Annotated in this window: 28 protein-coding genes and 1 pseudogene; 2 read left to right on the forward strand and 27 right to left on the reverse strand. The window is 48.7% G+C overall.

Features of this window, described 5'->3' with window-relative positions:
• Window positions 1-228: 228 nt before the first annotated feature.
• Window positions 229-425 (forward strand): annotated as a pseudogene (locus FM037_RS29675) (IS6 family transposase); the annotation flags it as partial.
• A gap of 302 nt (window positions 426-727) precedes the next feature.
• Here FM037_RS29675 and nqrF read toward each other — a convergent pair.
• From nqrF to FM037_RS20825, 7 genes are all read right to left on the reverse strand, one after another.
• Window positions 728-1,945 carry an NADH:ubiquinone reductase (Na(+)-transporting) subunit F gene (nqrF, locus tag FM037_RS20795; RefSeq protein WP_144047577.1) on the reverse strand — a complete coding sequence of 406 codons (1,218 nt, stop codon included), beginning with the start codon at window positions 1,943-1,945 and terminating at the stop codon, window positions 728-730.
• A 73-nt stretch (window positions 1,946-2,018) separates the two neighbouring features.
• A complete protein-coding gene (gene nqrE / locus FM037_RS20800) occupies window positions 2,019-2,627 on the reverse strand; it encodes an NADH:ubiquinone reductase (Na(+)-transporting) subunit E (protein ID WP_144047578.1) in 609 nt (202 codons plus the stop codon).
• 9 nt (window positions 2,628-2,636) lie between these two features.
• The gene (locus tag FM037_RS20805) at window positions 2,637-3,260 is read right to left on the reverse strand and encodes an NADH:ubiquinone reductase (Na(+)-transporting) subunit D (RefSeq protein ID WP_144047579.1); all 624 of its coding nucleotides are present in this window, start codon (window positions 3,258-3,260) and stop codon (window positions 2,637-2,639) included.
• Between the two features lies 1 nt (window position 3,261).
• The gene (locus FM037_RS20810; protein WP_144047580.1) at window positions 3,262-4,044 is read right to left on the reverse strand and encodes a Na(+)-translocating NADH-quinone reductase subunit C; all 783 of its coding nucleotides are present in this window, start codon (window positions 4,042-4,044) and stop codon (window positions 3,262-3,264) included.
• Complete coding sequence (locus FM037_RS20815; RefSeq protein WP_144047581.1) at window positions 4,044-5,291, reverse strand: NADH:ubiquinone reductase (Na(+)-transporting) subunit B; 1,248 nt, start codon at window positions 5,289-5,291, stop codon at window positions 4,044-4,046. The genes FM037_RS20810 and FM037_RS20815 overlap by 1 nt, the downstream gene beginning before the upstream one ends.
• Window positions 5,292-6,653, reverse strand: a complete 1,362-nt coding sequence (locus tag FM037_RS20820) for a Na(+)-translocating NADH-quinone reductase subunit A (protein ID WP_144047582.1) — start codon at window positions 6,651-6,653, stop codon at window positions 5,292-5,294.
• Between the two features lie 316 nt (window positions 6,654-6,969).
• Window positions 6,970-7,692, reverse strand: a complete 723-nt coding sequence (locus FM037_RS20825; protein WP_144047583.1) for a DUF599 domain-containing protein — start codon at window positions 7,690-7,692, stop codon at window positions 6,970-6,972.
• A 222-nt stretch (window positions 7,693-7,914) separates the two neighbouring features.
• Between FM037_RS20825 and FM037_RS20830 the strand changes: the two genes are divergently transcribed.
• The gene (locus FM037_RS20830; protein ID WP_144047584.1) at window positions 7,915-10,962 is read left to right on the forward strand and encodes a PKD domain-containing protein; all 3,048 of its coding nucleotides are present in this window, start codon (window positions 7,915-7,917) and stop codon (window positions 10,960-10,962) included.
• A 118-nt stretch (window positions 10,963-11,080) separates the two neighbouring features.
• Here FM037_RS20830 and FM037_RS20835 read toward each other — a convergent pair whose 3' ends face one another.
• From FM037_RS20835 to FM037_RS20915, 20 genes are all read right to left on the reverse strand, one after another.
• The gene (locus tag FM037_RS20835) at window positions 11,081-11,488 is read right to left on the reverse strand and encodes a protein-disulfide reductase DsbD domain-containing protein (protein ID WP_144047585.1); all 408 of its coding nucleotides are present in this window, start codon (window positions 11,486-11,488) and stop codon (window positions 11,081-11,083) included.
• Window positions 11,485-12,366 carry an FAD:protein FMN transferase gene (locus FM037_RS20840; protein WP_144047586.1) on the reverse strand — a complete coding sequence of 294 codons (882 nt, stop codon included), beginning with the start codon at window positions 12,364-12,366 and terminating at the stop codon, window positions 11,485-11,487. The genes FM037_RS20835 and FM037_RS20840 overlap by 4 nt, the downstream gene beginning before the upstream one ends.
• The gene (locus tag FM037_RS20845; RefSeq protein WP_144047587.1) at window positions 12,356-13,606 is read right to left on the reverse strand and encodes a DUF3570 domain-containing protein; all 1,251 of its coding nucleotides are present in this window, start codon (window positions 13,604-13,606) and stop codon (window positions 12,356-12,358) included. The genes FM037_RS20840 and FM037_RS20845 overlap by 11 nt, the downstream gene beginning before the upstream one ends.
• Window positions 13,607-13,638: 32 nt before the next feature.
• Window positions 13,639-14,313 carry a DUF4266 domain-containing protein gene (locus FM037_RS20850; protein ID WP_227992493.1) on the reverse strand — a complete coding sequence of 225 codons (675 nt, stop codon included), beginning with the start codon at window positions 14,311-14,313 and terminating at the stop codon, window positions 13,639-13,641.
• A gap of 132 nt (window positions 14,314-14,445) precedes the next feature.
• Window positions 14,446-14,919 (reverse strand): TlpA family protein disulfide reductase, encoded by a 474-nt coding sequence (locus tag FM037_RS20855; RefSeq protein WP_144047588.1) that lies wholly within the window; start codon window positions 14,917-14,919, stop codon window positions 14,446-14,448.
• 126 nt (window positions 14,920-15,045) lie between these two features.
• Window positions 15,046-16,263: a vWA domain-containing protein gene (locus FM037_RS20860; RefSeq protein ID WP_144047589.1), complete on the reverse strand. Its 1,218-nt coding sequence runs from the start codon at window positions 16,261-16,263 to the stop codon at window positions 15,046-15,048.
• On the reverse strand, window positions 16,238-16,834 hold the full coding sequence (tadF, locus tag FM037_RS20865; RefSeq protein ID WP_185976875.1) for a tight adherence pilus pseudopilin TadF: 597 nt from the start codon (window positions 16,832-16,834) through the stop codon (window positions 16,238-16,240). Before tadF ends, FM037_RS20860 begins: the two co-directional genes overlap by 26 nt.
• Before the next feature lie 4 nt (window positions 16,835-16,838).
• Window positions 16,839-17,276, reverse strand: a complete 438-nt coding sequence (locus FM037_RS20870; protein WP_185976876.1) for a TadE/TadG family type IV pilus assembly protein — start codon at window positions 17,274-17,276, stop codon at window positions 16,839-16,841.
• Window positions 17,273-18,025 (reverse strand): tetratricopeptide repeat protein, encoded by a 753-nt coding sequence (locus tag FM037_RS20875; protein WP_221937435.1) that lies wholly within the window; start codon window positions 18,023-18,025, stop codon window positions 17,273-17,275. Before FM037_RS20875 ends, FM037_RS20870 begins: the two co-directional genes overlap by 4 nt.
• A gap of 70 nt (window positions 18,026-18,095) precedes the next feature.
• On the reverse strand, window positions 18,096-18,596 hold the full coding sequence (locus FM037_RS29680) for a type II secretion system F family protein (protein WP_229380958.1): 501 nt from the start codon (window positions 18,594-18,596) through the stop codon (window positions 18,096-18,098).
• Window positions 18,512-18,964, reverse strand: a complete 453-nt coding sequence (locus FM037_RS29685) for a hypothetical protein (protein WP_229380959.1) — start codon at window positions 18,962-18,964, stop codon at window positions 18,512-18,514. The genes FM037_RS29680 and FM037_RS29685 overlap by 85 nt, the downstream gene beginning before the upstream one ends.
• The gene (locus FM037_RS20885) at window positions 18,961-19,893 is read right to left on the reverse strand and encodes a type II secretion system F family protein (protein WP_227992491.1); all 933 of its coding nucleotides are present in this window, start codon (window positions 19,891-19,893) and stop codon (window positions 18,961-18,963) included. Before FM037_RS20885 ends, FM037_RS29685 begins: the two co-directional genes overlap by 4 nt.
• Complete coding sequence (locus FM037_RS20890; RefSeq protein ID WP_407695672.1) at window positions 19,893-21,113, reverse strand: CpaF family protein; 1,221 nt, start codon at window positions 21,111-21,113, stop codon at window positions 19,893-19,895. Before FM037_RS20890 ends, FM037_RS20885 begins: the two co-directional genes overlap by 1 nt.
• Before the next feature lie 125 nt (window positions 21,114-21,238).
• Window positions 21,239-22,093 (reverse strand): AAA family ATPase, encoded by an 855-nt coding sequence (locus FM037_RS20895; protein ID WP_144047594.1) that lies wholly within the window; start codon window positions 22,091-22,093, stop codon window positions 21,239-21,241.
• 106 nt (window positions 22,094-22,199) lie between these two features.
• Window positions 22,200-22,826, reverse strand: coding sequence for a CpaD family pilus assembly lipoprotein (locus FM037_RS20900; protein ID WP_144047595.1), 627 nt, complete (start codon window positions 22,824-22,826; stop codon window positions 22,200-22,202).
• An 8-nt stretch (window positions 22,827-22,834) separates the two neighbouring features.
• A complete protein-coding gene (locus FM037_RS29690) occupies window positions 22,835-23,398 on the reverse strand; it encodes a type II and III secretion system protein family protein (RefSeq protein WP_229380960.1) in 564 nt (187 codons plus the stop codon).
• Window positions 23,383-23,646 (reverse strand): hypothetical protein, encoded by a 264-nt coding sequence (locus FM037_RS29695; RefSeq protein WP_229380961.1) that lies wholly within the window; start codon window positions 23,644-23,646, stop codon window positions 23,383-23,385. The genes FM037_RS29690 and FM037_RS29695 overlap by 16 nt, the downstream gene beginning before the upstream one ends.
• A 20-nt stretch (window positions 23,647-23,666) precedes the next feature.
• The gene (locus tag FM037_RS29700; RefSeq protein ID WP_229380962.1) at window positions 23,667-24,230 is read right to left on the reverse strand and encodes a pilus assembly protein N-terminal domain-containing protein; all 564 of its coding nucleotides are present in this window, start codon (window positions 24,228-24,230) and stop codon (window positions 23,667-23,669) included.
• Complete coding sequence (gene cpaB, locus FM037_RS20910) at window positions 24,223-25,089, reverse strand: Flp pilus assembly protein CpaB (RefSeq protein ID WP_144047596.1); 867 nt, start codon at window positions 25,087-25,089, stop codon at window positions 24,223-24,225. The genes FM037_RS29700 and cpaB overlap by 8 nt, the downstream gene beginning before the upstream one ends.
• Before the next feature lie 56 nt (window positions 25,090-25,145).
• Window positions 25,146-25,328, reverse strand: a complete 183-nt coding sequence (locus tag FM037_RS20915; RefSeq protein WP_144047597.1) for a Flp family type IVb pilin — start codon at window positions 25,326-25,328, stop codon at window positions 25,146-25,148.
• Between the last annotated feature and the right edge of the window lie 20 nt (window positions 25,329-25,348).

The following is a 25,348-nucleotide window of genomic DNA, read 5'->3' on the forward strand; positions in this document are numbered from 1 at the left end:
CCTGTGTAGATCATTTCTGAAGCTTCAAGATGCGACAGAACCAAATTCCCGATGAACTAAATAACAATGCTGTAGTTAGGAATGTTTTTTTCATATTTTCACCTTAAGTTACCTATATGGAAGAATTAAGCCCCTCCGCCACATGAAGCGCAACAGTTTATACGGGGTTGTTGCAAAAAGAGATGGTATTGGTGAATATACTAGTTTACTTCTTAGAGTCGTCACACTATGAGCAACCCTGAATCTAAATGGAAACACTTTTGCTGCAGAGGTGAGCCTGGTGTCTGTTCGTTGGTATGGATCCCTCCCCCATGAGTTATGCCAACCTCAGTGACATGCTATTATAGCGATGGGTATCGGTGCATCGTACGACACTCTATCGCTGGTTCATCGAATATAGTCCAGCAATAACAGGCGAAATCCGCCTTCTAAGATTATTTGCCCCCCCTTTCCAGCATGTTGATCACCGAAGTGTTCATGTGTGGCTGTAGGGCCACACATTTCGTTGGCCTTTGTCATAAGCCTTAAACTAAAAGCGCAGCCCTTAGGCTGCGCTTCATCAATATCTAAGAAACAAAACAAACTGTCTAATCACCGAAGTCATCTAGCAGGATGTTTTCTTCTTCGACGCCCAGACTCTTCAACATGTTGATCACCGAAGTATTCATTTATTGCAGTAGGGCCACACATTTAATTGACCCGATTCAAAATCATAATCTCAGAAAGTCTAATCACCGAAGTCATCTAGCAGGATGTTTTCTTCTTCGACGCCTAAGCTCTCCAGCATATTAATGACAGAGGTGTTCATAATCGGAGGGCCACACATGTAGAACTCACAATCTTCCGGGGCCTTGTGATTTTTAAGATAGTTCTCATAAATCACATTGTGGATAAAGCCGGTGTAGCCATCCCAGTTATCTTCGGGGAGAGGATCGGACAGTGCTACATGCCAGACAAAGTTTTCATTCTCGGCAGCTAGCTTGTCAAATTCATCTTGATAGAAGACTTCTCGGGTAGATCGTGCGCCGTACCAGAAGCTCATCTTACGTTTAGTCTTCTCGCCCTTAAGCTGATTGAAGATGTGTGAGCGCATTGGCGCCATACCTGCACCACCGCCAATAAACACCATCTCGGCATCGGTCTCCTTAACGAAGAACTCACCGAAGGGGCCGGATATCGTTACCATGTCACCGGCTTTAAGGTTAAAGATGTAAGATGACATCTTGCCCGGTGGCACACCGTCTGAAGGCGGCGTAGCAATACGCACGTTGAGCATGATGCGGCCTTTCTCGTCCGGGTAATTCGCCATAGAGTAAGCACGCAGCACATCTTCATCGACTTTAGATACCAGCTTGAACAGGTCATACTTATCCCAGTCACCACGATACTCGTCCGGAATATCGAAATCGCTGTAGTTGACCTGATGAGCCGGCGCTTCTACCTGAATATAACCACCCGCCTTAAATTTAACGTCTTCGCCTTCGGGTATCTTCAGCAATAACTCTTTAATGAAGGTGGCTTTATTATCGTTTGAGATAACTTCACACTGCCACTTCTTAACACCGAAAATCTCCTCTTCGACTTCAAGTTCCATATCGGTTTTAACCGCCACCTGACAGGCTAAACGACAACCCGTTTTAGCCTCTTTCTTGGTAATATGGTCGCGCTCTGTCGGCAAGATATCCCCACCGCCAGACTTAACGATTACGCGACACTGACCGCAGGTTCCACCGCCACCACAGGCGGATGGAATAAAGATATTCTTATTGGCCAATGCCCCAAGCAGCTTATCGCCGGCTGGCGTTGTGATGCTCTTTTCTTCGTCATCATTGATGCCGATTCTTACATCACCGGTTGAAACCAGTTTACTCTTGGCGAATAGAATCACCATCACCAGCATACTCACCACTAAGGTAAACATACCGATACCAATTGCCATTTCCATCGAATCTACCTTCTCTTAGTTCAATTTCGTTAATTCAATTTCGTTAATCCAAGTACACGATTAGCTCACTGAATTAAATTGAGATACCTGCGAACGCCATAAAGCCCAATGCCATCAAGCCTGTGGTGATAAACGTAATGCCTATACCTTGAAGCCCTTCGGGTATGGCATGAAACTTCATTCGTTCACGCAGGCCTGCCAACATCACAATCGCCATGGCCCAACCAAAACCTGAACCCGCGGCAAACACCACGGACTCACCTAAGGTGTAATCCCGGTTAGCCATAAAAATAACCCCGGCAAAAATGGCACAGTTAACGGTTAACAGTGGCAGGAAGATCCCCAGCGAGTCATAGAGGCTAGGGATGTATTTATCTAAGAACATCTCGAGGATCTGCACTAACGCCGCGATAACACCGATAAAGGTGATCAGCTGCAGGTAACTCAAATCAATCTCAGGGTATCCGGCCCAAGCCAGCGCTCCCGGAGCCAGTACGTTGGCGTAAATCAGCTGATTTAAGGGTACCGCAAGCATCATCACGACTATCACCGCGATACCTAGACCGAAGGAGGTGGATACCTTCTTAGAGACCGCGAGAAAGGTACACATGCCCATGAAAAATGACAGCGCCATATTGTCGATAAGAGCCGCCTGAACAAATAGATTTATATAGTGTTCCATAACCTTCTCTTACCCTCTCTTACGCTGAATGACATTGATAGCCCAGATCATCAAACCGATCAGGAAGAAGGCAATCGGTGGCAGTTTGAACATTTCGTTCGTTAGGTACCAGCCTCCATTTTCCACCGTTTTCAAAATCTCATGACCAAACAGAGTGCCACTGCCTATCAGTTCTCTGACAAAAGCCACGCCGAGTAAGATCACGCCATAACCCATGGCATTACCTAAGGCATCGACCACGGCCATCGGCGGCTTATTCTTCATGGCGAAGGCTTCGGCGCGGCCCATGATGATACAGTTGGTAATAATCAAACCCACAAACACAGATAGCTGGCGAGACAACTCATAGGCGATATCCTGCAGCACCATGTCGACGATGATCACCAATGAGGCGATAATCGTCATCTGCGCGATGATGCGCACGCTGTTGGGGATAAGGTTGCGTATGGTCGAGATGATCAGATTCGAGAACACCAGAACGAAGGTCACGGCTAAGGTCATCACCAATGCCGTTTGCATCGAATTACTGACCGCTAGCGCAGAACAGACCCCAAGCACCTGCATGGCAACCGGGTTGTTCTTGAAAATAGGAGTAGACAGCACTTCCCGAGTGGCAGCTAAACTTTTACTCATCTTAAACCTCCGCAGCTTTTAGCTTGTCTAAGAAGACTTTAAAGCCTTCGCTACCAAACCAGAATTGAATCGAACGCTGTACACCACGCCCCGTCATGGTTGCACCGCTCACGGCATCGACACCATGAATATCCCCCTCTTTTGCGCCGCCCTTAACAATTTTCAATACTGGCTTACCCTTAGCGTCGAAAATTTGCTTGCCGCGGAACTTATCAGTCCACTCAGTCTCGTTAAGAAAGTCACCGATACCTGGGGTCTCACCATGTTCATAAAACACCACATTCTCGATAGTGTTAAAGTCGGGTTTCAATGCAACGTAGCCATAGATAATCGACCACAGGCCTTTACCATAAATAGGTAAGACAAGACTCACCAACTTGCCATTTTCGTCAAATACTTGGAAAATTCGCACTTGATCGGCACGGGTTTTAATCTTAGCTTTATCTATCTTTTTCTTTAGCTTATGTGATGTTTCAGGGTTAATGGCCGCCATACGCTCATCGAAATCCATCACTTCGACGCGCTCTTTTGGCTCGATGGCACCAGATTCGATATCGATAAGCAAAGGCGTTACTGATTTTTCGAAGATGGCGCGGAAATCTTTATCGCCTTGGATATCCACATCCGATGCCATCAGTACATAACGCTTAAGTTCATCACGCTTCTTAACCAGCTTGCGCTCTTTGAGTAGCTCGGCGGTTCCTGTGATCATAAATGAGCACAAGAGGCTGAGGGTGATGATGAAAATCATGGTTCCCACCACAGAATCTTTCTTCAAGGCCATTATGATTTAGCTCCCGAATTGTCATTGCTTAATAGCGCAGCGGTGCGCTTAGCTCTGCGCTTAATATTGGCGCGAGCAACCATGTAATCGAACAGAGGCGACCACAAGTTAGCGAATAAGATGGCTAGCATGATCCCCTCTGGCATTTTCAGGTTCATCACCCGAATGAGCACAGTCATAAAACCAATCAAGATGCCGTATGCCAGCTTGCCCTGACGGGTATAAGAGGTCGTCACCGGATCCGTGGCCATAAACATCATGGCGATGGCAAAACCACCGGTCACAAGATGCCAAGTCCAAGGCATAGCGAACATATCATTCTTGCTTGAACCGATAAGGTTAAACATGACAGAGGTTAAGATCATGCCAAGCATAACGCCGGCAACGATGCGCCAATCGGCTAAACGCGTGGCAAGCAGTAAGCAACCACCTAACAGCAAGGCCAAGGTACTGGTTTCACCGATTGCACCTGGGGTAAAACCAAAGAAGGCGTTCCACCATTGAGGGTCAGAGAAAGCTTGATACCAGGTATAATCGGCAAAGCTCAACTTACCCGCCGCGGCTTGGGCTAACGCTGTCGCTCCCGAGAAACCATCGGCTGCGACTAAAAGCGCAGGCTCAGCAATCTGAGTCGGGTAAGCAAAGAAGATAAAGGCTAAGCCCGCTAATGCCGGGTTAAGGAAGTTATATCCCATACCGCCGAAGAGCTCTTTAGCGATAATAACGCCGAAGGTGATCCCCATGGCGATTAACCATAGCGGCGTTGATACAGGTAATATCAAGGTAAACAATAAGGCGGTAACGAAGAAGCCTTCGTGCAGCTCTTGGCCACGCACCTTAGCGAACACCATCTCCCAAAGCAGACTCACTAGCAGCGCCGTAAGATAGATTGGAATATAGAAGCTTGCGCCATAGAGAAACAAGCCGATAAGACCCGTCTGTTCGGTGAGGCCACCAAAAATAAGGTCAAAAGGCGCGAGTTGCCATACATCCGGGGTGGACAAGCCAGATGCAATTGCGATTTGTGCCTGAAGTCCTAAGTTGTATAAGCCAAATAAAATAGCAGGCATTAAGCAAAGACCCACTAAGGTCATGGTACGTTTCACATCGATGGCATCACGAACGTGCACCTTACCTTTAGTGCTGCGGCCGTTTGCGATAACTAAGGATCTAAGATACCCCTTCATCGCCTGACCCGGCGCGTAGTAGTCTTCCTGAACGTCAGGCTTTTTGTCTTTATTACTCATTTACCCTTCCCTCTCTATTATGTCCAGACAAGCACGAAGCTCTTTACCGAAATCGTATTTTCCCGGACAAACAAAGGTACATAATGCTAAATCTTCTTCGTCTAACTCTAATGCGCCAAGCTCCTGCGCCTCATCGGTATCACGGACCACTAAGTCGCGAACCAACAAGGTAGGCAACACATCCAAGGGCATCACGCGATCTAACTGACCAAATGCCATCATGGCGCGCTGTGAGCCACCAGTGTGGGTGGTCATATTGAATAGCTTCTTCGAACGATTGAAACGTGAGGTTACCGCGCGAGTGATAGAGAATTTATCCGAGCCACCGCGGATCCAAGACAGCAATTCATGCTCAGAATCTTCGGTCAATGCGGTGATTTGATTGTGAAATCGGCCAAGGTAGCTGTGTGGACCTGAGGCTGTGTGACCCGAGAGTACAGAGCCTGAAACCACCCGGGAAAAACCTGGTGTTAACTCATCCTTAATACTTTCAACAAGCTCGGCGCCGAGTTGAATGCGGATAAGCCTAGGGTTAACCACATCCGGGCCGGCAATAGATACGACACGATCGGTATAAAGCTCACCGGTCAGAAATAGCTTGCCGTAGGCAATCACGTCCTGATAGCCAATATGCCAAACAGGTCGTTCGATACCCACTGGCAGAGTAAAGTGAATGTGAGTACCCACTAATCCGGCAGGGTGAACTCCACTAAAGCGCTTGGTTTCGACTCGAGGAAGATCATGACCCGGCAGGTTATCGCCTTCGTCATGGCACAGGTAAACCTTATTGTCGGTTAAGCGAGTGAGCACCTGCATACCGGTTAAAAACGCTTTTTCTTGTTCGGCAATGATAATACGTGGCTCTGCCGCTAACGGATTGGTATCCATAGCAGTGACGAATATGCCTGCAGGCGATGAACCGAGTTCTGGAACCCGAGAAAAAGGGCGAGTACGCAGGGCTGTCCATAAACCACTATTAACTAAGTTGGCTTGAACAAGTTCACGACTCACTTGAGCAAGATCGTCATAGGATTCGAAGCTGATGCTGTCATAGCCGTGACATCTAATCACCACAGACTGAAGTACACGACGCTCGCCACGATGAATCGCCACGACCTCACCACTAGCGGGAGCGGTAAATATCACACCAGGTGTTCTCTTATCTTCGAACAGCGGCTGGCCTTTCTTAACCTGTGCACCCACTTCAACCAACATACTAGGTTTTAAGCCAACGTACTCTTCGCCAAGAATGGCCACATGAGATGACCTGGAGAAATTTTCAATCTCTTGCCTGGGCTCTCCGGCAATAGGGACATCTAGGCCCTTCTTTATTGTTTTAACCTGATCTGAGAAACCTGACATCACAATCATCAACCATAAAAATTAGGATAATGAATGGTAAATGCTTGTTAACTAAAATACCGATATTGAGGTCACATTACATTCCAGAACTGTAAGCCAACAACGGAATTTAGCTCAGATTTGTGAGATAGATTTACAATCGAATAAATATGAGAACCACAATGTAGCTTTACAACAAAATAAATACATAGGGCTCGAAAGAGGATAGATCCGGAATAAATTAGAATACATAGTTTAAAAATCATCTACAGAAGTTAATACTTAGTGGATAAAGTTGCCTAAGCCTCACTTTTTGGACGAATAAAATAGTACATGACTAATGTTTGCTCGCCTGCTCCTTTTCAATATCTAACGCTTGCATACCCGCAGTAATCGCCATTACAGCTTTAGATTTAAACTCACGGCGATAGAGAGTGTAAACAACGAACAGGCTAGCGCAAATAAATAAAGCGGGATGGAAAAACCAGCACATGACTGCCATCGAAAAATAGTATGCTCTTAAGCCATAATTATAGGAGTGCGCCGCCTGATCTTGCACTATCGCCATCTGCTTTGCGTAGTTTTTAAGGTTTTCATTACAGCCGCTCGGCTCGAAAGGCGCCGCCCCCACCATCACATTAAGAAAGCCATATTGGCGCATAGACCAGGTAAACTGAAAGAAAGCCATCACGAAGATGAAGGTCAATAAGGCCAATTTAACTTGGATTAACAAGTGCACCGGAGTGGCGGTATAAGGAATGGTTGTTATCACAGCTTCTAAGCGCTCCACTTGAGCAAACAGGGTGAGCACCCCCGCGAGTACCAGCATTGTTGTAGAAGCGAAAAAAGTGATGTTACGTTCCAGGTTCGCCAGTAAGGCCGCCTCTCCGACTCGAATTTCACGAGTCATCAGCTCATTCATCCAATGAATTCTATGTTGATGTAAGCACCTGGCGATACAGTTAGTGGTTTTAGCCTTACGGCGCGCAAAGGTGGTATAGCCCACCCAGCAAAAGAAAAAACACACAAAAGAGACTACATCTAGAACCGAAAAAGACATACAGACCTACTAAAGTCATAAACTTAAGGCTATTAAACCAGTTTTACGCTCGAGTAACCATCACTCTAATGGGAAAATATGTTTTTTAATTAACAATCGTTTGGTCAAGTTTAAACAATTAAAAACATTAGCAAGCCTAGAGTCTATCTAGCTTTGGCGTGCGAACACCTTATCCCCTGCTACACTTTAAATTAACTATCGAACGCTAAAAAAGGAACGGTAATGGATTACTCAAATAGATTCTTTAAGCTTGCACTGTTAAGCTTTTTCTTATCTGCTACGGGGCTATCAGGATTTGATGCGGCCGCAGCCAACGCGACATCTGAGTCGCAAGATGCGTCGAACTCCCATCGTGTCTTCCCTTCTGTAACACTTCCAGAACCCGCTAACGGTGAACATGCCATAGGTCTACTTGGTACTAAACTTCCTGAAGTGGCGGCTTGGTACGGTAAAACTCCCGCCCAATTTGCCAAGATGATCAGACAGGACACGAGTGTCTGGCTAGATAAACAAGGGCGAGTTTTCTATGTAGAGATCGAAGAGCCTAGTCAACAAAGCATGACAGAGCCTTTGATTACACCAGAAACAGCACTTAACCAAGAGCAAACGTTCAAGTTACATAGCAGGCCTGGAGCGCCCAGAACCATATTGTTAGATTTTGATGGCCACACTACAACAGGCACAGCCTGGAACAACTCCTATGGCACACCTATTGTGTCACCCCCTTACAACCCCTATGGTGTTCCCGAGACCTTTACACAAGACGAGCTCGATAGAATTTACCTGATGTGGCGACAGGTCGCCGAAGACTTTGCCCCCTTTAATGTCGATGTCACCACAGAAGATCTCACTGACCCAGATGACCTTGCTGCCGATCCTATAGCCCGTGAAACGTCAGGCGATCAACTGTTCGGCACTCGAGTGGTAATAACTCAGAACACCTTTTCCAACTGTGGCTGTGGTGGCTTTGCCTACCTCAGAGCATTCGATGATTACGGATCCAATACCAATTACCTAAAACCCGCCTTCGTATTTAACTCGAGTGTTGTCGGTGCTGGTGAGGCTATCTCCCATGAAGCAGGTCATAACTTAGGGCTAAGCCATGATGGACAAACAGACGGAACCGGTTATTACACAGGCCATGGCTCTGGCGTAACAGGCTGGGCACCGATTATGGGGGTGGGCTATTATCAAGAATTAGTGCAGTGGAGTATGAACACCTATCCACTGGCAAATCAGCCTCAAAATGATATCTCGGACATTCAATACTATGGTGCCCCTTTGATATCTGATGACCATGTCGATGACATGAGTATCGTCGACGATGTGACATCCATGACTGTCACAGATAATGGCGCAACAAACCAACTCGATGCATTTGGTCTTATCCACCTCAGTAGCGATCAAGATATGTTTAAGTTCGATGCGGCGGCAGGTAGCTTCAGCATCTCAATCAATCCTGACGATGTTAGCCCAAATTTAGACATAGAGGCCAGCCTCTATGACAGCAGCGGAGCCTTACTGCAAACTGACAATGTCGCAAATATTCTATCGGCATCACTGGGCGGCAGCTTCGCCAGTGCCGGAACCTACTTCCTGATGATAGATGGTGTAGGTAAGGGGGATCCTCTGGATACGGGCTATCCCGATTACGGCAGCTTAGGCCAATATATAATCTCGGCAACGGTTCAAAGCTCATCAAATCTTCAAGGACCAACGGCTAATATCGGCACCATAAGTTATTCACCAACTTTTGCACCTACCTCTGTGTCATTTAGTAGTACAGGCTCAACAGACGATGGCGACATTGTGAGTTATGACTGGCTTTTCGGTGACGAGACTGAAGTCACAACCACAAATCCTGTCGATGATCCTACTCATGAGTACCTAGTCCCAGGGGAATACACTGCCACCTTAACAGTCACCGATAATGATGGCTTAAGTGACCAAAACTCTATTGCAGTGTCAGTCCTGAATCGAGCACCAATTGCGGTAATAGCAGGAGATCCACTTACGGGCCAGGCAGCATTGGAGGTCACATTTGATAGCACAGGCTCAAAAGATGATGATCCCCAAAGCAGTATCAGCTTCAATTGGGACTTTGGTGATGGCGCAAGCTCAACGGAGGCGATGCCAACACACCTTTATACAGCCGCTGGTGGCTATACCGCAACTCTTACAGTCACCGACAATTTAGGGGCCAGTGATTCAGTTAATATCAATATTAGCGTGGATGCACCTCCCTTTATCAACCAAATTGCTTATGGTGAGATATTCACAGCAGGCAATGTTAGCGGCAACTACCAAGACTCGGCCCTCGATAGCGGCTCGAGTCAGACGATTACGGAACGCCAATCTGGCGGTAAGAAGCAGAACCGATTCAGCTACCTGACCCATACTTGGTTATTTAGCATCACATCGGGCAACTTAGTGGAATTACATCTGGATGCCAGTATGTCCAGTCCCCCCGATTTACCCACCTTGCCCGACGATCAAATAATACTGTCTTACTCGCTCGACAATGGAGTCTCTTTCTCCAATTTTGCCACACTTTCAAACAGTGATAATGGCCATTACAGCGCCATGCTGCCTCAAGGTGTCAGCGGAGAAGTAAGAGTAAGCGTAACAGACAGCGATCAGACTGCGGGAAACAATACCTCATTCGATAGTATTACAGTTTCTAATCTCTATATCCGTTCGGAAACGGATGCAAGTCAAACTAAACCCAATGCACCTTCGAATATAGTCACTGGTCCGGTTTCATCTAGCCGAATAGTTCTGAACTGGACTGATAATTCATCAGATGAATCGGCATTTCACATAGAGCGCTCCCTGAATAACATTGACTGGGCAGCTGCTGGTACCGTTGCTGCCGACACGAGTGGCTACAGTGATACAGGCCTCGCCGCCAACACCGACTACTATCACAGAGTCTATGCCTCTAATGGCGCCGGTAACTCAAGTATGTCCACCACAGGCATTGCGACTAAGACTCTGGCAGCGAGTGATTTCAATTTAACAGCTACAGGACGTAAACAGAGAGGGGTAAAACATATAGATATTACCTGGGCTGCCTATCCCCTCATAGATATCTATCTCGATGATATGAACTCACCATACCTATATGGTTCGGACGTAGAAGCTGAACTCACTACCAGCCCTTACGAGTATGATATCAACACAGGTATCAAAGGAGGCACAAGCCATAGGGTTAAGGTATGTAATGCCGACAGTAATGACTGCTCACAGGAGATTACAGTGCTCTTCTAACCCGATCCAATAAGAGCAGTCATAGTAAACTTTAAGCAAAACATGGCTATAGGCCGCGTTTTTATCTCTCTGACTCAGGCTAAGTCACGGGGCTAAACCTTGATTTTAAGCCTCAATATCACAAGGCCTGTAACTCTACCGACTTGGTCTGGGGCATATAACATAGACCATCATCGGCGCAGCCCTGAAAGCGCACCTTGACTTTGCCCGCACCCTCGAAGGGAACCCGCACCCTTAATGGCTGACGAAAGACACCCACCTCACCAAAATAGGGGTCTTGCTTCTGCTGCGCCGTGACAGAGAATATTGGCTCACCTAAGGTTAATTCGGGTGAAGCGGACTTGAACGACAACCGCTTCTGGTAGAGATAATACCCGGGAACGGTATCGAAGCTTATGATCAACTCATTTCCGACCACACTTTGACTGTAGGGGAAAGCCTGTTTCACAGGCAGAAACTCCTTTTGAGTTTGCGCCTGTGCGAACATGCTGGCCATAAAGCAAGATATGATAAATAACAGTCTCATGATTGGATAAACTCCGCGTCTTGATGAAGGGTTAACTTGTCGTCGATAAAGGCAAAACCAATCGAATCAGGGACATCCAGAGTCGGCTTTATGGTTAGTGCCGTACTGTATATTCCCGCCTCTAATGCCGTGTCAGCGACCACTGTGGATGAGAGCACCTGAGGATGTACCCCGCCTTTGGCTAATATATGTGACGTCTGGCCATCACTGAATTGGTAATGACGTTGATAATGAGCCGAAGTGGTGAGCGCCTGATTATTCAGGGGCAAAGAGAAGAAAGGTTTTTGGGTGTCTTTAGGGTTGAGCACGGCCACAACAAACGGATTGCCATCAAGCTTTTGACCAAAGGTGCGAATGTCACCGCCGAAATTAATCAAGGCCCCGGTGACGCCGGCGGCTTTCACTAAATCCACTGCTTGATCGACGCTGTACTCCTTAATCACCCCGCCTAAGTCAAACCGAGTCTGAGAATGAGTAAAACTGAGATTCATTCCCTCAAGTGACCAGGAATTGAGCCCCATATAGGGCTCAATGCTGAGGTATAACTCCTCCCGGCTCAGGTCTGGCTGGCAGGCCTTAAGGTATTTAAGGCTACCGATTGTGATGTCGAAGATGCCTTGGGTAGCCTCGCAGTACTGACGTACCAGCCTTAGAATAGTCCATGTTTCATGATCGAGTTCCACCCTATCACTCCCACGAGAATTAATCTGCCGACTTAGCCAGGAGTCCTTGTCATGGAAGTTATATTTAGCTTCCAGTCGCCGGGTATTGTCTTCGATAGCCAGAGCCAGAGGCTCGGCTTCATCGGCGAACAAGATAACTTCACAGGGAACCGTCATGGCGGTGAAACGATGAACATAAACAAGGTTAGAACTCATAGGTTGCCCCAACTACCCACCACTGGCTCTCATAGCCATTACTCCTGTCATAGTAGGCCGCCAAAGCATTAAGACGCAGTCGCTTAGTCGCCTTTACACTGACACCAAGCTCATAGGCATTGGCATCGAAATCCCCCAGACGCAGATCCGATGTGGCATAACCGGTAGCCGCAAATGAAGGGTCGGCGGAATCTGGATCGACAAAGAAGTCTGCCGCAGTCTGAGTGTACCAAAAATATCCCGGAGTCAATGTCAGCCAATCCAGCAGTTCGATACTTAATTTGCCGCCAACTTGGTGGGAGGTGACCCCCCAATCATCGGTAAAATACTTGTAACGTGGGCGAATAACCACAGATGAGCTAAAGCTGTAGAAGGTCTGAATATTAATCCCGCCGGAGAGTCGTTTATCGGGCCGGGTATCCTGACCTAGAAAGACCTCATCGTCCGCTATCACGCCATCGTCATCTATGTCTATCTCACGCAACACAGTCAGGTAATGATTGCTCAAATACCCGGACTTGTATCCGGAAAAAAGGGTAAATGTGGCATAAAAGTTTGCGGTAAAAATCTGAGATAGCCCAAGTTCGATATCACTGTTAAAGATATCTTGCCACTCTTGGGTGTTACCGAAGTTCTCATATTCCTCAAATGCCAAGGTCTTATCGAGCAGTAAGGAGCCTCCTATGGTATAGGAGCGATTCTTACGACTGTCGGCATAGATGAGCACCTGACCATTGATGCCCATGCTTTCATAATCTTCCTCCTGAGAGTAGTTAAGGCCTAGGCTCCACTCATCACGCTTCTTGTCTCTGTAAGTCAGGTTAGCGCTGCTAGAGTAGCGGGTATCTTCGAGCTCATAGGCCTGCACGGCATAGGCATCCCGATAAGGGTCATAACCCGCACGAATCACCTCAGTAGTTTGCCCCTGTGCCAACTGGGTTTTCTTGGCTCGATTGAGCAAGTCCTGGTTGCCCGATACCGGAGTTGTCGGCCCCCAGGCGGGAGATGCACCCGAAACCGTGTCATAACCCAGCTCTGCGGTCAGGGTCCAATCCAAACCGAAGTTTTTCTCAATAGAGAGCAGATTGTCGCCAGCCTTGACCTTATCGCCGTACTCCTCGAAGTTCATATGATGAATCGAAATATGATCCGCCGCCTCGACCTGAGCCGGGAGGGATAATGCGCCTAAGCCTGAGGCTGCTACGCCGCTTAGGATTGTCAGTGTTAATTTTTTACTCATTGGTATTCTTATTTAAGTTTAAGCCATTGATACTAGTTACAACCACAGCCGCCGCCACCGACGCCACTGCCACCCACAGAACCTTGCTTATAGGAGAAGACTTTCTCCGAGAAGCGGTCAAACTCAGGCACTACGCCGCCGGGCTTCATCGCCTTCTCGGCCAATGTGCCTTTCTCCCAAGGCTTTACCGGGTCTATCCCCAGCCACTCATCGAGAAATGACAACATGGACTCATCATCTTTTGCATCTGCCACCTCAATTTCTGGCATATTCTCGAAGGAGAGAGTAGATGAAAGAGTCGGAGACATAGGCTGCGAAATAGTCGGTGAAACACCTGGGCCGAACGAGATATCGTTCGCCAAAACTTCAGGGGCAGATAACAGCAGACTTGGCCGCTTAGGAGCGACTAGCTCGACATTACGTCTCAGGCCTGTGATCGCCCCCTGACTGGAATACACGGAAGAGGAGACACTAGTGGACTGATGATAACGACCATTGGCGCTGACCGTCTCTTGTATCGAGCCTGGTACTGATTCTGGTACAGAGGCCTGCGCAGTTCCTGAGCCAATAGTCTGATTCAGCTTCTTAGTGTTAATTTCAGGCGGATTTTCGCCCTCACCCAAGCCACTAAGATCAATATCCAATGTCGCCTTTGCACCGAATGACACGCTCAAGAGAGCGGATATCAGGCTTAACTTACATTTCATTTTTTTCTTCATATTACTCGTATCTCCGCCCTTCATTTAGCCAATCCCAGGGATCTGATATCATCGATTATCACTTGTCTGATGTTATTCATATTGCTCGTATCTTCATTTTTCCCTTCATTCGATTATTCATTATTCGGCTAAATCCAGAGACCGAATATCCTCGATGATCACTTTTCGAATATTATTGATAGCGCCGTATCTCACCTTGAGAACCTTGCCTTTGTAGACGTAATACAAAGCCGGCATACCAGTGGGCTGAAAATCTGCGACCAGCACTTGCTCCGGATCGGCTACCACTCGAAAAGTCAGACCTAATTCCCGTTGGAATGCCAGTCCCACGTCGACGTCTTCATCGACATCGACACCGACTATGCTTACTCCGCGCCCGGCTAACTGACGAGACAATATCTCAACCTCGGGCAGTTCTTCACGGCATGACACGCACCACTGGGCAAAGAAATCTATGATAGTCAGCTCATTGGGGTTCAGACCTAACTCCTGCATCGCCTTAGATGAAAGCAAGTCTCCCTGTTGATAGCCATACGCCGATGGCGAAAGCGTTGTAAACACTAAAGAAACGATCACGGCCCACCTTTTAAACATAAACACCTCTAATAAAACGAATTATTTTCATTCAAGCATTCACAGATATGAATGCGATTCTAGATTCTGATCCTAGTTCCTAATCTCAAGTCCTAAGCCTTAGGTTCCGATTTAAAACTCCTGGCTTTAAGTTTCTATTTCCTCCCGCAATACTAAGCTAGCCTTAGTCTCAGTCTGCAGTGCCTCACGAAAGAAGGCTTCCAGCTCCTGGGTATTTTGCGCGTCATACACCTTGCCCTTAACACCGGCACACTCCCTGAATTGCTGCAGGCGGCGATCGCTGACTCCGAAGCCGATAAAGCTCATCTCGATATGATGTTTATCCTGGATAGCCCGGCACAAGCCTTGTTCAATCAGATCATCCAGATGAAAGCCCTGGTCTGCACCATCGGTGAACAACACCAAACGCTGTATCAGTTCTGGCGACTCAACAGGGGGGATCTGCCATTCCTCCTGCCACTGGGGCAGCAAGGTGCGCACGCCCCAGATCAAACCTTGATAGGAGGAAGTCGTGCCACTGGTGACTAGGGCATCGACCCTCTGTTTCACCAAATCGAGATCTTGCGTCAGGGGCAAGATCGTCACATCCATGCTGCAGGCGTCCAGCCATTTGCTGGCAAATGTCGTATTAATATTCAGGTTGGCGGCGGGCTCAGCAAGATCGTTCACCGTTGCGGCATAATCCACACTGTATTGGCCATAACTCAGACCATCGACACAGGTGACCTTGTCCGCAGATTTTGGCATCCAGGGAGCATTGAGCACACCGACTCCAGTCTCGAAGGGCACCAAAGAAAACCTCACCGCACCGACTTCATCTGCATCTTGCTGTCGAATATCTTCGAGGGCGCCATTGATGATGCGTTTCAACTGAGGTAACTGAGCGGACATGGATCCAGAGATATCCAACACCAAAGCGAGATCCATGGGTAAGGGCGTCGAGTTGATCACCAAGTGTGAAGTTGCACCAGTATCTGAGGAGAGAGATACATCTGTGCGCGCCGACTCTGGAAGCAGCGCCATCATGGTCGGGTTGAAGCGATAACTCGCCTTTATGCTGCAGCGATTTCTGCCGTCGATGGCTATCTGGGCTTCACCATCATGGATCACAAAACCGGGACGATAATAATCCAAGATACCCACAAGCAGGGCTTGATCGGCCCGCTGTGAATAACCGCAGGCGAGAGACGCTGCATCCGATGCCTGACCGGCCCGGGTCACCGTCAGCAGATACATGGCCAGTAAGATACTGATGGCAATCATCGCCAACATGAAAGGTAAACAGATCACAAACATCAGGGAGATATCCCCATGCTGTCTATCGTAACCAAGACGTTTTGTCATAATGCCTCCCTATCATCAAAGAAGAGCTCTTATAATAATCTTGGGTAAAATTGGAAAAATCCACGATACCCAGCACGCCATTGACAGATTTAACGTCTGTCAAACACACGGTCACCTGAAACAGCTGAGCATATTTACCTAAGTTGTATCCCTCCACACTGCCCTTAGGAGATAAGTCGGCGAGACCCGTTAACCCGGTATTGCCCTGACATTTGCTGCCAGATTGAAAACCGTACCACTGCTCGCTATTTTTTTCTCCCAGGAACTTAAGCTGCTCCAGCTCGATACCGACTTGAGTATTACCGTCACTGCTGATGCCATCCAAGTGGCGCTTAGCTAAGGTCAGTAGATCATCGGCTAGCTTCTGAGTGATCGCTTGCTTATCTGTCACCCATGGCAGCTTCAAGGGCTCGACACTGACCACAGTCACCAGTGAATAGGACAGGCGGTCCAACTTGGCCTTAGTCAGCAGAGCATGGTTAATTCTGAACACGAATAGGGCCAGAGCCGCCATCACTAAAATGATCACAGGCAAGGCGATAACGCTGATCCCCTGCTGATATTTAGCCATGGAATTAACGCCTCTCATGGGCTACCAACACGGTTCGCTCAAACTTATTGATGGCGCTGCCATCACCCATGCCTTCGATAAATAACATCTGATAGGTGTAAGTAAGCCGATATTCACCATACATCTGGTCCTTATAATCCGAATCGTATTGATCCAGCACTAAGGCCTCAAGATCCTCATAATAACGTCCCTCAAGTTTCATTCTGCCATTGTCAAATAGTGGCCAATCCTGCGCATCGATCTCTTGTCTCAACAGCTGCAGAACATCTTGCTTATCATTCAGCCTGACCACCTGTCTGGCGGCCGTAGACAGGGCCGCATCGAGCAGATTTGCCGTTAACATGAAACGGCACAGCTCGACAACCAGGAGTAAAAGAATGAAAAAAGGGATCAGAGTCAGGGTAAATTCCAGGGTTTGACTCCCCTCTTGCTTCGACTTCACAGTTCCTTTCTCTGCCATTGGCCATAGAAATCCAGATTTCGCTCTAGCTCCGCCTTAGTCAGATCTTGTCTGGCTATGGCCTTAGCCGCCTCTATATCGCCTTTCATCGCGAAGGCCAGGGCTAAGTTCTGGCGTAATTTTACCGTGCTTTTTCCGCGTAAATAACTGGGGTAGATAACATCTATGCCCAGCTGCGGCTTGTCATCGAGTATCCAGGCCAGAGCTAAATTATTGCGATATTCCAGACTGCCGGGATCGATATTAAGCGCCGCCTGAAACGCGCCGCGAGCCTGCTGGTATTCCTGATGCAGGGCATAACACACACCCAGACTGTTGTGGGCCACGGCGTCACCGGGCAACAAAGAGCTTGCCTGCAGCAGCGCAATCAAAGCCTTGGGCGTATCACCGGAGGCTAGCTGCGCCCGGCCTATCTCTCGCTGGATCTCTCCCCGGCTGGCATAGCCAGCCTCGCGGTTGATTCGACTCGCCTCCTTAAGTTGGTGCAATGCCATCGCATACTCACCGCTCAGGTTATAGGCGCTCCCCAGTAGATAGAGCAGCTCCACATCGTGGGGAGCTTTATCTAACAATGCTTGATAGATCTCTATGGCACTCCCCGGACGGCCATTCGTCATTGCCACCTCGGCCAAGTGACGATCATTAGCCTTGAGCTGCTCTGCTGAGAGTGAGCCTGAAGAGCCACAGGCCATAAGCTGGGTTAACAGGAATAAAAATATTAAACGCTTCATAGTTCACCTATCGAACTGAGATTGATTCGTTGGCGGCAAGATGTTTGCGGCAACGAGTAAATTAGGCATTTCAAAGTTCACCTATCGATGTCATAAGTTCAATGATTGTCGGCGCCACGATCAGGACTACCACAGGTATCATGACCAGCACCACGAGTGGCATGGACATCTTGGCGGGGATCTTGCCGACCTTCTCTTCCAACGCCAGATACTGGTGCTGACGGCTATCCGAGGCGATAAGGCGCATGCTCTTAGCGATGGGACTGCCGTATTTTTCTGCCTGAGACAGGGCGATAACCATGTTTTCAATTTCGATGATGCCAGTGCGAAGGGCCAGGTTTTTCAATGCCTGGGGCCGGGAATCGAGCAGACGCAGTTCGGCTTCGGTGATCAACCACTCTCGGGACAGTTCCGGGGAGAAGTTCACCATCTCTTGACCTACCCGACCAAATACCGCCTCCAGAGTAAGACCGGACTCGACGCACACTACCATAAGGTCCAGTGCATCCGGGGTCGCTCCGGCGATGCGAGAAGAGACAAGCCGCGCCCTGAATTTGACCCAATGCTCCACCCCAATCCCGCCGATAACGGCAAACACCACCCCTTGGCCAAGATGACCTTGTCGAAACTGAAGCCAGAATATGCCATCCAGCCGATGAAACAGCTTATCGCCACCAATAACTTGGCCACCACAAAGATGCTGGCAGCATGCTCAGAGTAGAATCCAGCTCTGAGCAACAAGGCCTTGATATCATCGCTGACCTTAATCTTAGATTGGAGCTGGTTCTGAGGCTTAGCAAAGGCCATAGCCCCGCGTTCCACAAGCTGTAAACGTGCAACGACCCCATCTCTCTGCCGCGCCTTAACGCTGCTGAGCAAGGCTAAGGAGCCCCCGGCGAGCAATAACATAAACGATACCCACAAGGATAAGGTCATCATGGTCGCACCTTAGTCAGCACATTGATGATGCCAAGCCCCAGAGCTATGCTGCAAACCACATATAACAAGACATTGTGCCCGGCTGGCGTGTCGGTGAGCACGGCGAAGGAGGTGGGATTTTTGAAGAACATGATGCTAATCAAGATTAAAGGCAAGCTAGCTAGAATCAACGCCGTCATTCTTGGCTCTGCGGTCAGACTCTTGATCTTCATCTTGATCGCACTATTATCGTGCAGGGTTCGGCCCAGGCTATGGAGTACCTCCCTCAGTTGACCACCGTTCTCCTGGTTCAAAATAAGTGCCACAGTGAAGAAGTGAAAACTTGCATAGGGCAAACGATAACAGGCCTGTTCCAGGGCCTGCTTAAGGCCGATTCCTATGGCGAGTCTGTCGCGGATAAGCTCAAATTCACGACCGAGGAAGCCCTGCTGATACTCAGATACCTGGGCTATGGCCTGGGGCACTGAGATGCCGGCCGCCACGGCGCGGGAGATCTGACCCAACACCTGAGGAAAGGCTTGATCGAACTGCTTCATCTGCATCGAGCGCATCAACCAGAAAAAACCTAAGAAGCCGATAGTCGGCACCAATATCAACAGTGCCAGGCGCACATAAACAGGCAAGAAACCACTCATTATCCAGCTGGTGATAGCCGACGTAACCAGACCCAGATAAAGGAAAGTTTTCCCCTTGAGCCCGAATAGGTTATCGATACGAGACTCCAGTCTTCTGAGCCAGCGTAGCCAAGGACTCACTTCCTGCTCCCAACCAAAGAGTGACTTAGACACAGATTTATCTTGGGCCTTGAACTTAGTCACGCTCAACAGGCGCCTTCGAGTCTGACGACGCTGGCCAATGTAATACCAAGAAGAAACAGCACTGACTGTCAGGCTCAATACCAGGAGAAAAATGGCGCACAGAGCAAACATCAATTCACTCCCATCACTTGCTTGAGTCTGGTATCTAGCTGGTAATATCTGGCCTTCTCGATAAATTTAGGCACTTTTTGTGCAGACAAGAATTGCCCCAACACATTGCCTTGGCTGTCCTGCCCCTGATAATCGAAGCGAAACAGATCATGGGTAAGATATTGATCTCCTTCCAGACCAACCAGTTCGGTGATATTGGTCACCCGACGTCGACCATCCCGCATTCTCTCGATCTGCACAATAATGTCTATGGTTGCGGCTACCTGACGCCGCAGGGCCTGTGCCGGCAGGTTAACTTCCGCCATCAACAGCATGTTTTCCAGACGGATCAACGCATCGGATGGCGAGTTGGCGTGCAAGGTACACATGGAACCATCATGGCCAGTGTTCATCGCCTGCATCATGTCAAATGCTTCGGCGCCACGCACTTCGCCGAGAATGATGCGATCCGGACGCATACGCAGGGCGTTCTTCAATAAACGACGCTGATCGACGGCCTCCAGACCTTCAGCGCTCGCCGGACGCGTCTCGATACGTATGACATGGGGCTGCGCCAATTTTAATTCTGCCGCATCTTCTATGGTGATGATCCGCTCCTCGGGTGAGAAACCAAACGACATGGCATTGAGTAGCGTAGTCTTACCCGCACCCGTGCCGCCGGAGATCAGCACATTCACCCGGCAACGGGCTATGATGTCCAGCAAGGTCACCATATCCGCCGACATGGCCCCAAGCTCGGCTAACTGGCTCAGACTACGTTTGTTATCGCTGAATTTACGGATCGAGATACAAGTGCCATCCAGGGCCAGAGGTGGAATGAGTACGTTAACCCGGCTGCCATCGGGCAGGCGGGCATCGACCATAGGATTCGTCTCATCGATCCTGCGGCCAATGCGGCTCACAATTCGTCGGGCTAAATTGAGCACATGCTCCTCATCGCGAAAGCTGATTTCCGCCGACTTGAGCTTACCTTTATGCTCGATAAACACTTCCTTGTGGCCGTTGACCATGATGTCGGTGACATCGGGATCATCGATCAACACTTGCAGCGGCCCCAGGCCTAACATTTCGTCCACCAGGCGCAGCATGATCTGCTTCTGTTCCTGGCCTCCCATGGGCAGTTGATGACGCTGGGCTATATCGCCCACGGCCTCGAAGGTCCGAGTCTCTAGCTCCTCACGGGAGAGTTGGATCACAACGGCGGGTTCGATAGCGAGCATAACTTCACTGTGGATCAAGGCGAATCGACTCTGCTGACGCTCGGAATCTTTGACCGACTCGCTCATAGCTACCGAACCAGAGCGAGGCGACGGGCTCTGATTAGCCGATATTTTTCGTCCAAACATCAGTCTCTCCTGAACCAAAGTTTCATTCGGCTCACAGGAGCGACTTGTTCACCCGTCACTCTGGCAGCGAGTTGCTTAAACACCCTACCGAGTCGACCGTTATCGTCGGCAACATGGCTTCCCAGAGTCGCGGTGGATAACATCTTCTCCGGGCTAAATGGGATCACTAGATCTACGCTCTGGCCCAGAGCTTGATTGACGTCGGTTAACGAGATCAAAGAAGCCTTCTCTGGCTTAGTATGATTAAGGATCAGAATCGTCTGCTGATCATGATCTGTCGCCAGCTGAGTCAATAATTGATTGGTATGACGAATCGAGGCCAGTGTCGGCTCTACGATGACGATACGAATATCAGCGCTACGAATAGCCTCGAAACCGACACTGTCACGCAGACAGAAAGAGGGGATATCCCAGATCAGATAATCTGTCTGTTGCTGACAAAATTGTGAAGTCGCTTCTAAGGCCTCCGAGTCGGGCCAAAACTCCTGGGCCAACTGCTGACTATAGCCGGTAAAAACGTGCAATTTCTCCGCCGCCTTCACTCCGCTACGCTCGAACACTATAGGCTCCAGACGCTCGGGATACTGCAACATCTCGGTGAGCCTATTATTGGCACTGATATTCAGATGCAGATCTAAGTCGCCGCTAACAAAGTCCAGATCCGCGCAGGCGACCCGCTTGTCGAGTTGCTGTGACAACACCCAGGCAAGGTTAGCCGCGACACTGGTGCTACCCGCTCCGCCCTTGGCGCTGGCAACGGCGATACGTTTGCCTAACTCACCCGATGCTACCCGGTATTGTGAATAATCGGTCTGAGAGCCGCTATCCTGAATCTTGTAAATATTTGAAGTCATCTAGAGTAGGCCCTTAGACTCATGTTGAGAGATATCCTAAATTGCAAGACAAGCACTTTGCCTCCCACGACTAGGGCTGGAAGCTGGTTAAAATATGTATTCATAATTAATTCCCAGAACCGCCTGATAGCGCGCCTGAGATTGGTGAAGACTCCCTCAATGGGGCATTGGGTTGAGCATAATATGCTTCCAGAGTCGACACAGCCTTGCGGCCCTCGGTCGCAGACAAGGTCTCGCCCACCACCAAATCCCGAGGGTTTGCCACCATCTGAGCCAAGGCGCTGGCATTGGCACAGCCAAAGTTAGCCGAACGTTTAAAACTGTTGAGAATCGTCTTAGGCTCTTTGCCCGCATCACAATGGCGAACTAAGGTGCGATACGACTCGACCACCAGAGTCAGATCTTCAGAGGTGCTGGCAGACTCCCTCCGAAGGGTCCGGATCTGCGAGGGATATATATTTCTGCGGTGCAATAATTCCTGCACCGAGTTCAGCACCTTTTCTCCCCGTGAAGAGTGAGTTTCGATACGTACTCTTAAGTTGGCTGGATCGCCCTGGCGCAGCAGGAACTCTTCCAATGCCGCCCTGTCTTCGCTATCGAGTGTTTCTGCGATTAACCGCAGAGAAAACACATGGGTCACCGCCTCGATGGCGATATCGGGCTGACGTTTTATCGGATCGCCAGAGCAAGCCAAGAGCAGACTGCTAAGCAGCAATAAAATAATTAAGCGCATGACTCACCTCAGTAATAAAATCCGTTGTCGCCGAGCAGACGCAGCTGACGATTATCGTTCGGGTTAACTTGCGTATCCAACGAGCTGAGCACTCCCCTTCGGGGCCAGGCCAGCAGGCGCTCGACATCGCTCATGGGAATGAGTCCGTCGGTAGGCAGAGGCAATGAATCCCCCCGGGTGGGTTCAACCAGATAGGCAGTGGCAATGATGATCAGCTCAGTCTCCTCACGCTTAAACTCATTGGAGCGAAACAAGGCCCCGAGAATGGGGATATCGCCAATCCAGGGCATCTTTTGCATCTGCTCAATGTCGGTGGATTGCAGCAGGCCGCCGAGAACGAAGCTCTGGCCACTGGCCAGCTCTATGGTGGTCGATGCCTTACGTGTCATGAATATCGGAAATGATGAGTCTCCCATCACCACATTGGTGCTCTGGGATATGGTACTGACTTCAGGTTCTATCTGCAGGCTGATGCGATTAGGGCTTAACACGGTAGGTTTAAAATCCAGACGCACACCGAAGGGCTTATATTCTATGCTGACAGTGTCGCCATAGATCAGCGGAATGGGCACCTCTCCCCCACCAAAAAGGAGGCCTTCTCACCGCTAATCGCCGTCAAGTTAGGCTCGGCCAATACTGATATCATGCCATTGGTCGCTAACGCGTCGACCATGACCGAAAGGTTGCTCCAGCCCAGACCATCGATAAAGGCGAGTTTGCCTGTGCCAAATCCTTGGGAGCCCCACTTGATACCGAGTTTATTGGAAACATTACGTGATACCTCGGCGATCCTCACTCTCAGGTTGACCTGAGTCGACATGGTGATCTGCAACTGATTGATCAGCTCACCTTTACTGGCAGTGCCCGATTTAGCCTGCTGCCCGCCGCCATTTTGACCTTGTTGCTTAGCTCCCTTAGCCTGATCCGAAGATTTCCCCCCTGCTTGCCTTGCGAGGATTGAGGTTGAGAGACATAACCTTCAGACAGGCGAATTATCTTCTCCGCCATGGTTGGCGTCGGCACCCGGCCCTTCAGAAATAGCTTGCCTGCGATAGATTCGGCGCTGACTAAGGCATCGGGAAATTCACTTAGGATCAAGCCATTGAGTTCATCGACGTTATGACTGACCTTCACGCTTGCCGAATAGATGACATTTTCATCGGCATCGAGCACGTAGAGGGAAGTGGTGCCGGCTTGCTTGCCAAATACCATGATCTTGGTATTGGTCAATGCCTGATAATCGGCGATGGTATTACTGGAGATGAATATTGATTTGGCCGTTTTAGGCAATTGCACCAACTCAGCTTTATTTAGGGTCACGGCTAAAATCATATTTAATGACTCTGCTTGTGATGCCCCACAAAATAACAATATACACAAAAAGGAGGTAATTACTTTAATCACTCTTGTCCCCTGCTTGATTTAGCACACGTTTATCACTGGCTCTGAATTCAACTAAACCTATATTGGGTTGAACGCGTTTAATATCAGGAAATATATCGGCGATATTAATTTCATCTTGTCTATTGGCTTCATCAACAAGCTCATTGTTACTGCGTAACACTAGCGTCAATATGCCTAACTGATTGGCTAATATAATTCTGTTGGCCTGCTTAGCTAATACTTCTAATGTCACCGCACTGTCATCGGGAATAAAACCTTTATTCTCCTTCTGCGCCGCTATATATTGTTCGACTTTGACGGCATCGTTAAAGGCAAGCACACGGACATTCCTCGCTATTGTTTTCACATACAAGCTCTGTGTTTCATTGCCCCGGGTGCGAAGCTCCTGCTCCTGGGAGGCTAATAATAAGACATCGACAAAATCCCCAGGACCCACTAAGCCAGAGTTAGCTGTCACCTGATCCACTGGCACAGAAACCGCGCGGTATCCGGGACGAAGAGACACCGACAGAAAGCCGCCCTCTTCAGGCTTAAGAAAATCCGACAGACTCATGATATGTCCGGCAGTAAACGAGCTCACAAGCACTGAGCCATTAAACTTGAGAATATCGAACTTATCCTTACCGATATGATCCACTAAGCCAGTCAATTCATCTTCATTCAGTGCTTTCCATTCGAATAAAGAAGCACTGAATCGCTGGCCGGATTTAATTTCCTGCTTAGCCACGAGAATTTCGTGTATTACATTCTCCGTTTTTATATCTACCTGCTTCTGGGGCGCAGAAATACTCAGGTACAGGCCAATAAGGCCAGCCAGAGATATAAAAACCGAGAAATACATTAAACGTTTTACTGTCATTATGAGTATTTCTATTTAGAGATGATGGAACAGTTCCATCTATTTAAAGGTGAGCGTTATGATTCTTCCTGAATCGTTTCCAGCTTGGACACTATGGTCTCGTAGGCGGCATCGATAGCCTTAGTCAACTTCCCATCCTCGCCTAAGAAACTAAACATAACCAGAGACATGGCCGCCGCTAATATTGCATATTCGATTGCAGCTGCGCCGCGCTGTTTTTTCTTGATAGTATTCATCATATTTTTATTCCTCTGGTGTT

The organism is Shewanella psychropiezotolerans, from assembly GCF_007197555.1.
In the GTDB taxonomy this organism is placed as follows: domain Bacteria; phylum Pseudomonadota; class Gammaproteobacteria; order Enterobacterales; family Shewanellaceae; genus Shewanella; species Shewanella psychropiezotolerans.

Excerpts from the sequence above, each read along its gene's own strand:
- tadF (WP_185976875.1), bottom strand. The coding sequence starts at position 16,834 with ATGGCTAAATATCAGCAGGGGATCAGCGTTATCGCCTTGCCTGTGATC.
- FM037_RS20895 (WP_144047594.1), bottom strand. The coding sequence starts at position 22,093 with ATGACTTCAAATATTTACAAGATTCAGGATAGCGGCTCTCAGACCGAT.
- FM037_RS20805 (WP_144047579.1), bottom strand. The coding sequence starts at position 3,260 with ATGAGTAAAAGTTTAGCTGCCACTCGGGAAGTGCTGTCTACTCCTATT.
- FM037_RS20845 (WP_144047587.1), bottom strand. The coding sequence starts at position 13,606 with ATGAGTAAAAAATTAACACTGACAATCCTAAGCGGCGTAGCAGCCTCA.
- FM037_RS20820 (WP_144047582.1), bottom strand. The coding sequence starts at position 6,653 with ATGTCAGGTTTCTCAGATCAGGTTAAAACAATAAAGAAGGGCCTAGAT.
- FM037_RS20850 (WP_227992493.1), bottom strand. The coding sequence starts at position 14,313 with ATGAAATGTAAGTTAAGCCTGATATCCGCTCTCTTGAGCGTGTCATTC.
- FM037_RS20855 (WP_144047588.1), bottom strand. The coding sequence starts at position 14,919 with ATGTTTAAAAGGTGGGCCGTGATCGTTTCTTTAGTGTTTACAACGCTT.
- FM037_RS29685 (WP_229380959.1), bottom strand. The coding sequence starts at position 18,964 with ATGATGACCTTATCCTTGTGGGTATCGTTTATGTTATTGCTCGCCGGG.
- FM037_RS20890 (WP_407695672.1), bottom strand. The coding sequence starts at position 21,113 with ATGCTCGCTATCGAACCCGCCGTTGTGATCCAACTCTCCCGTGAGGAG.
- FM037_RS20885 (WP_227992491.1), bottom strand. The coding sequence starts at position 19,893 with ATGTTTGCTCTGTGCGCCATTTTTCTCCTGGTATTGAGCCTGACAGTC.
- FM037_RS20840 (WP_144047586.1), bottom strand. The coding sequence starts at position 12,366 with ATGAGTTCTAACCTTGTTTATGTTCATCGTTTCACCGCCATGACGGTT.
- FM037_RS20835 (WP_144047585.1), bottom strand. The coding sequence starts at position 11,488 with ATGAGACTGTTATTTATCATATCTTGCTTTATGGCCAGCATGTTCGCA.
- FM037_RS20825 (WP_144047583.1), bottom strand. The coding sequence starts at position 7,692 with ATGTCTTTTTCGGTTCTAGATGTAGTCTCTTTTGTGTGTTTTTTCTTT.
- FM037_RS20915 (WP_144047597.1), bottom strand. The coding sequence starts at position 25,328 with ATGATGAATACTATCAAGAAAAAACAGCGCGGCGCAGCTGCAATCGAA.
- nqrE (WP_144047578.1), bottom strand. The coding sequence starts at position 2,627 with ATGGAACACTATATAAATCTATTTGTTCAGGCGGCTCTTATCGACAAT.
- nqrF (WP_144047577.1), bottom strand. The coding sequence starts at position 1,945 with ATGGAAATGGCAATTGGTATCGGTATGTTTACCTTAGTGGTGAGTATG.
- FM037_RS20900 (WP_144047595.1), bottom strand. The coding sequence starts at position 22,826 with ATGCGCTTAATTATTTTATTGCTGCTTAGCAGTCTGCTCTTGGCTTGC.
- FM037_RS20830 (WP_144047584.1), top strand. The coding sequence starts at position 7,915 with ATGGATTACTCAAATAGATTCTTTAAGCTTGCACTGTTAAGCTTTTTC.
- FM037_RS20810 (WP_144047580.1), bottom strand. The coding sequence starts at position 4,044 with ATGGCCTTGAAGAAAGATTCTGTGGTGGGAACCATGATTTTCATCATC.
- FM037_RS20815 (WP_144047581.1), bottom strand. The coding sequence starts at position 5,291 with ATGAGTAATAAAGACAAAAAGCCTGACGTTCAGGAAGACTACTACGCG.
- cpaB (WP_144047596.1), bottom strand. The coding sequence starts at position 25,089 with ATGACAGTAAAACGTTTAATGTATTTCTCGGTTTTTATATCTCTGGCT.
- FM037_RS20860 (WP_144047589.1), bottom strand. The coding sequence starts at position 16,263 with ATGACAAAACGTCTTGGTTACGATAGACAGCATGGGGATATCTCCCTG.
- FM037_RS20875 (WP_221937435.1), bottom strand. The coding sequence starts at position 18,025 with ATGAAGCGTTTAATATTTTTATTCCTGTTAACCCAGCTTATGGCCTGT.
- FM037_RS29695 (WP_229380961.1), bottom strand. The coding sequence starts at position 23,646 with ATGTCGACTCAGGTCAACCTGAGAGTGAGGATCGCCGAGGTATCACGT.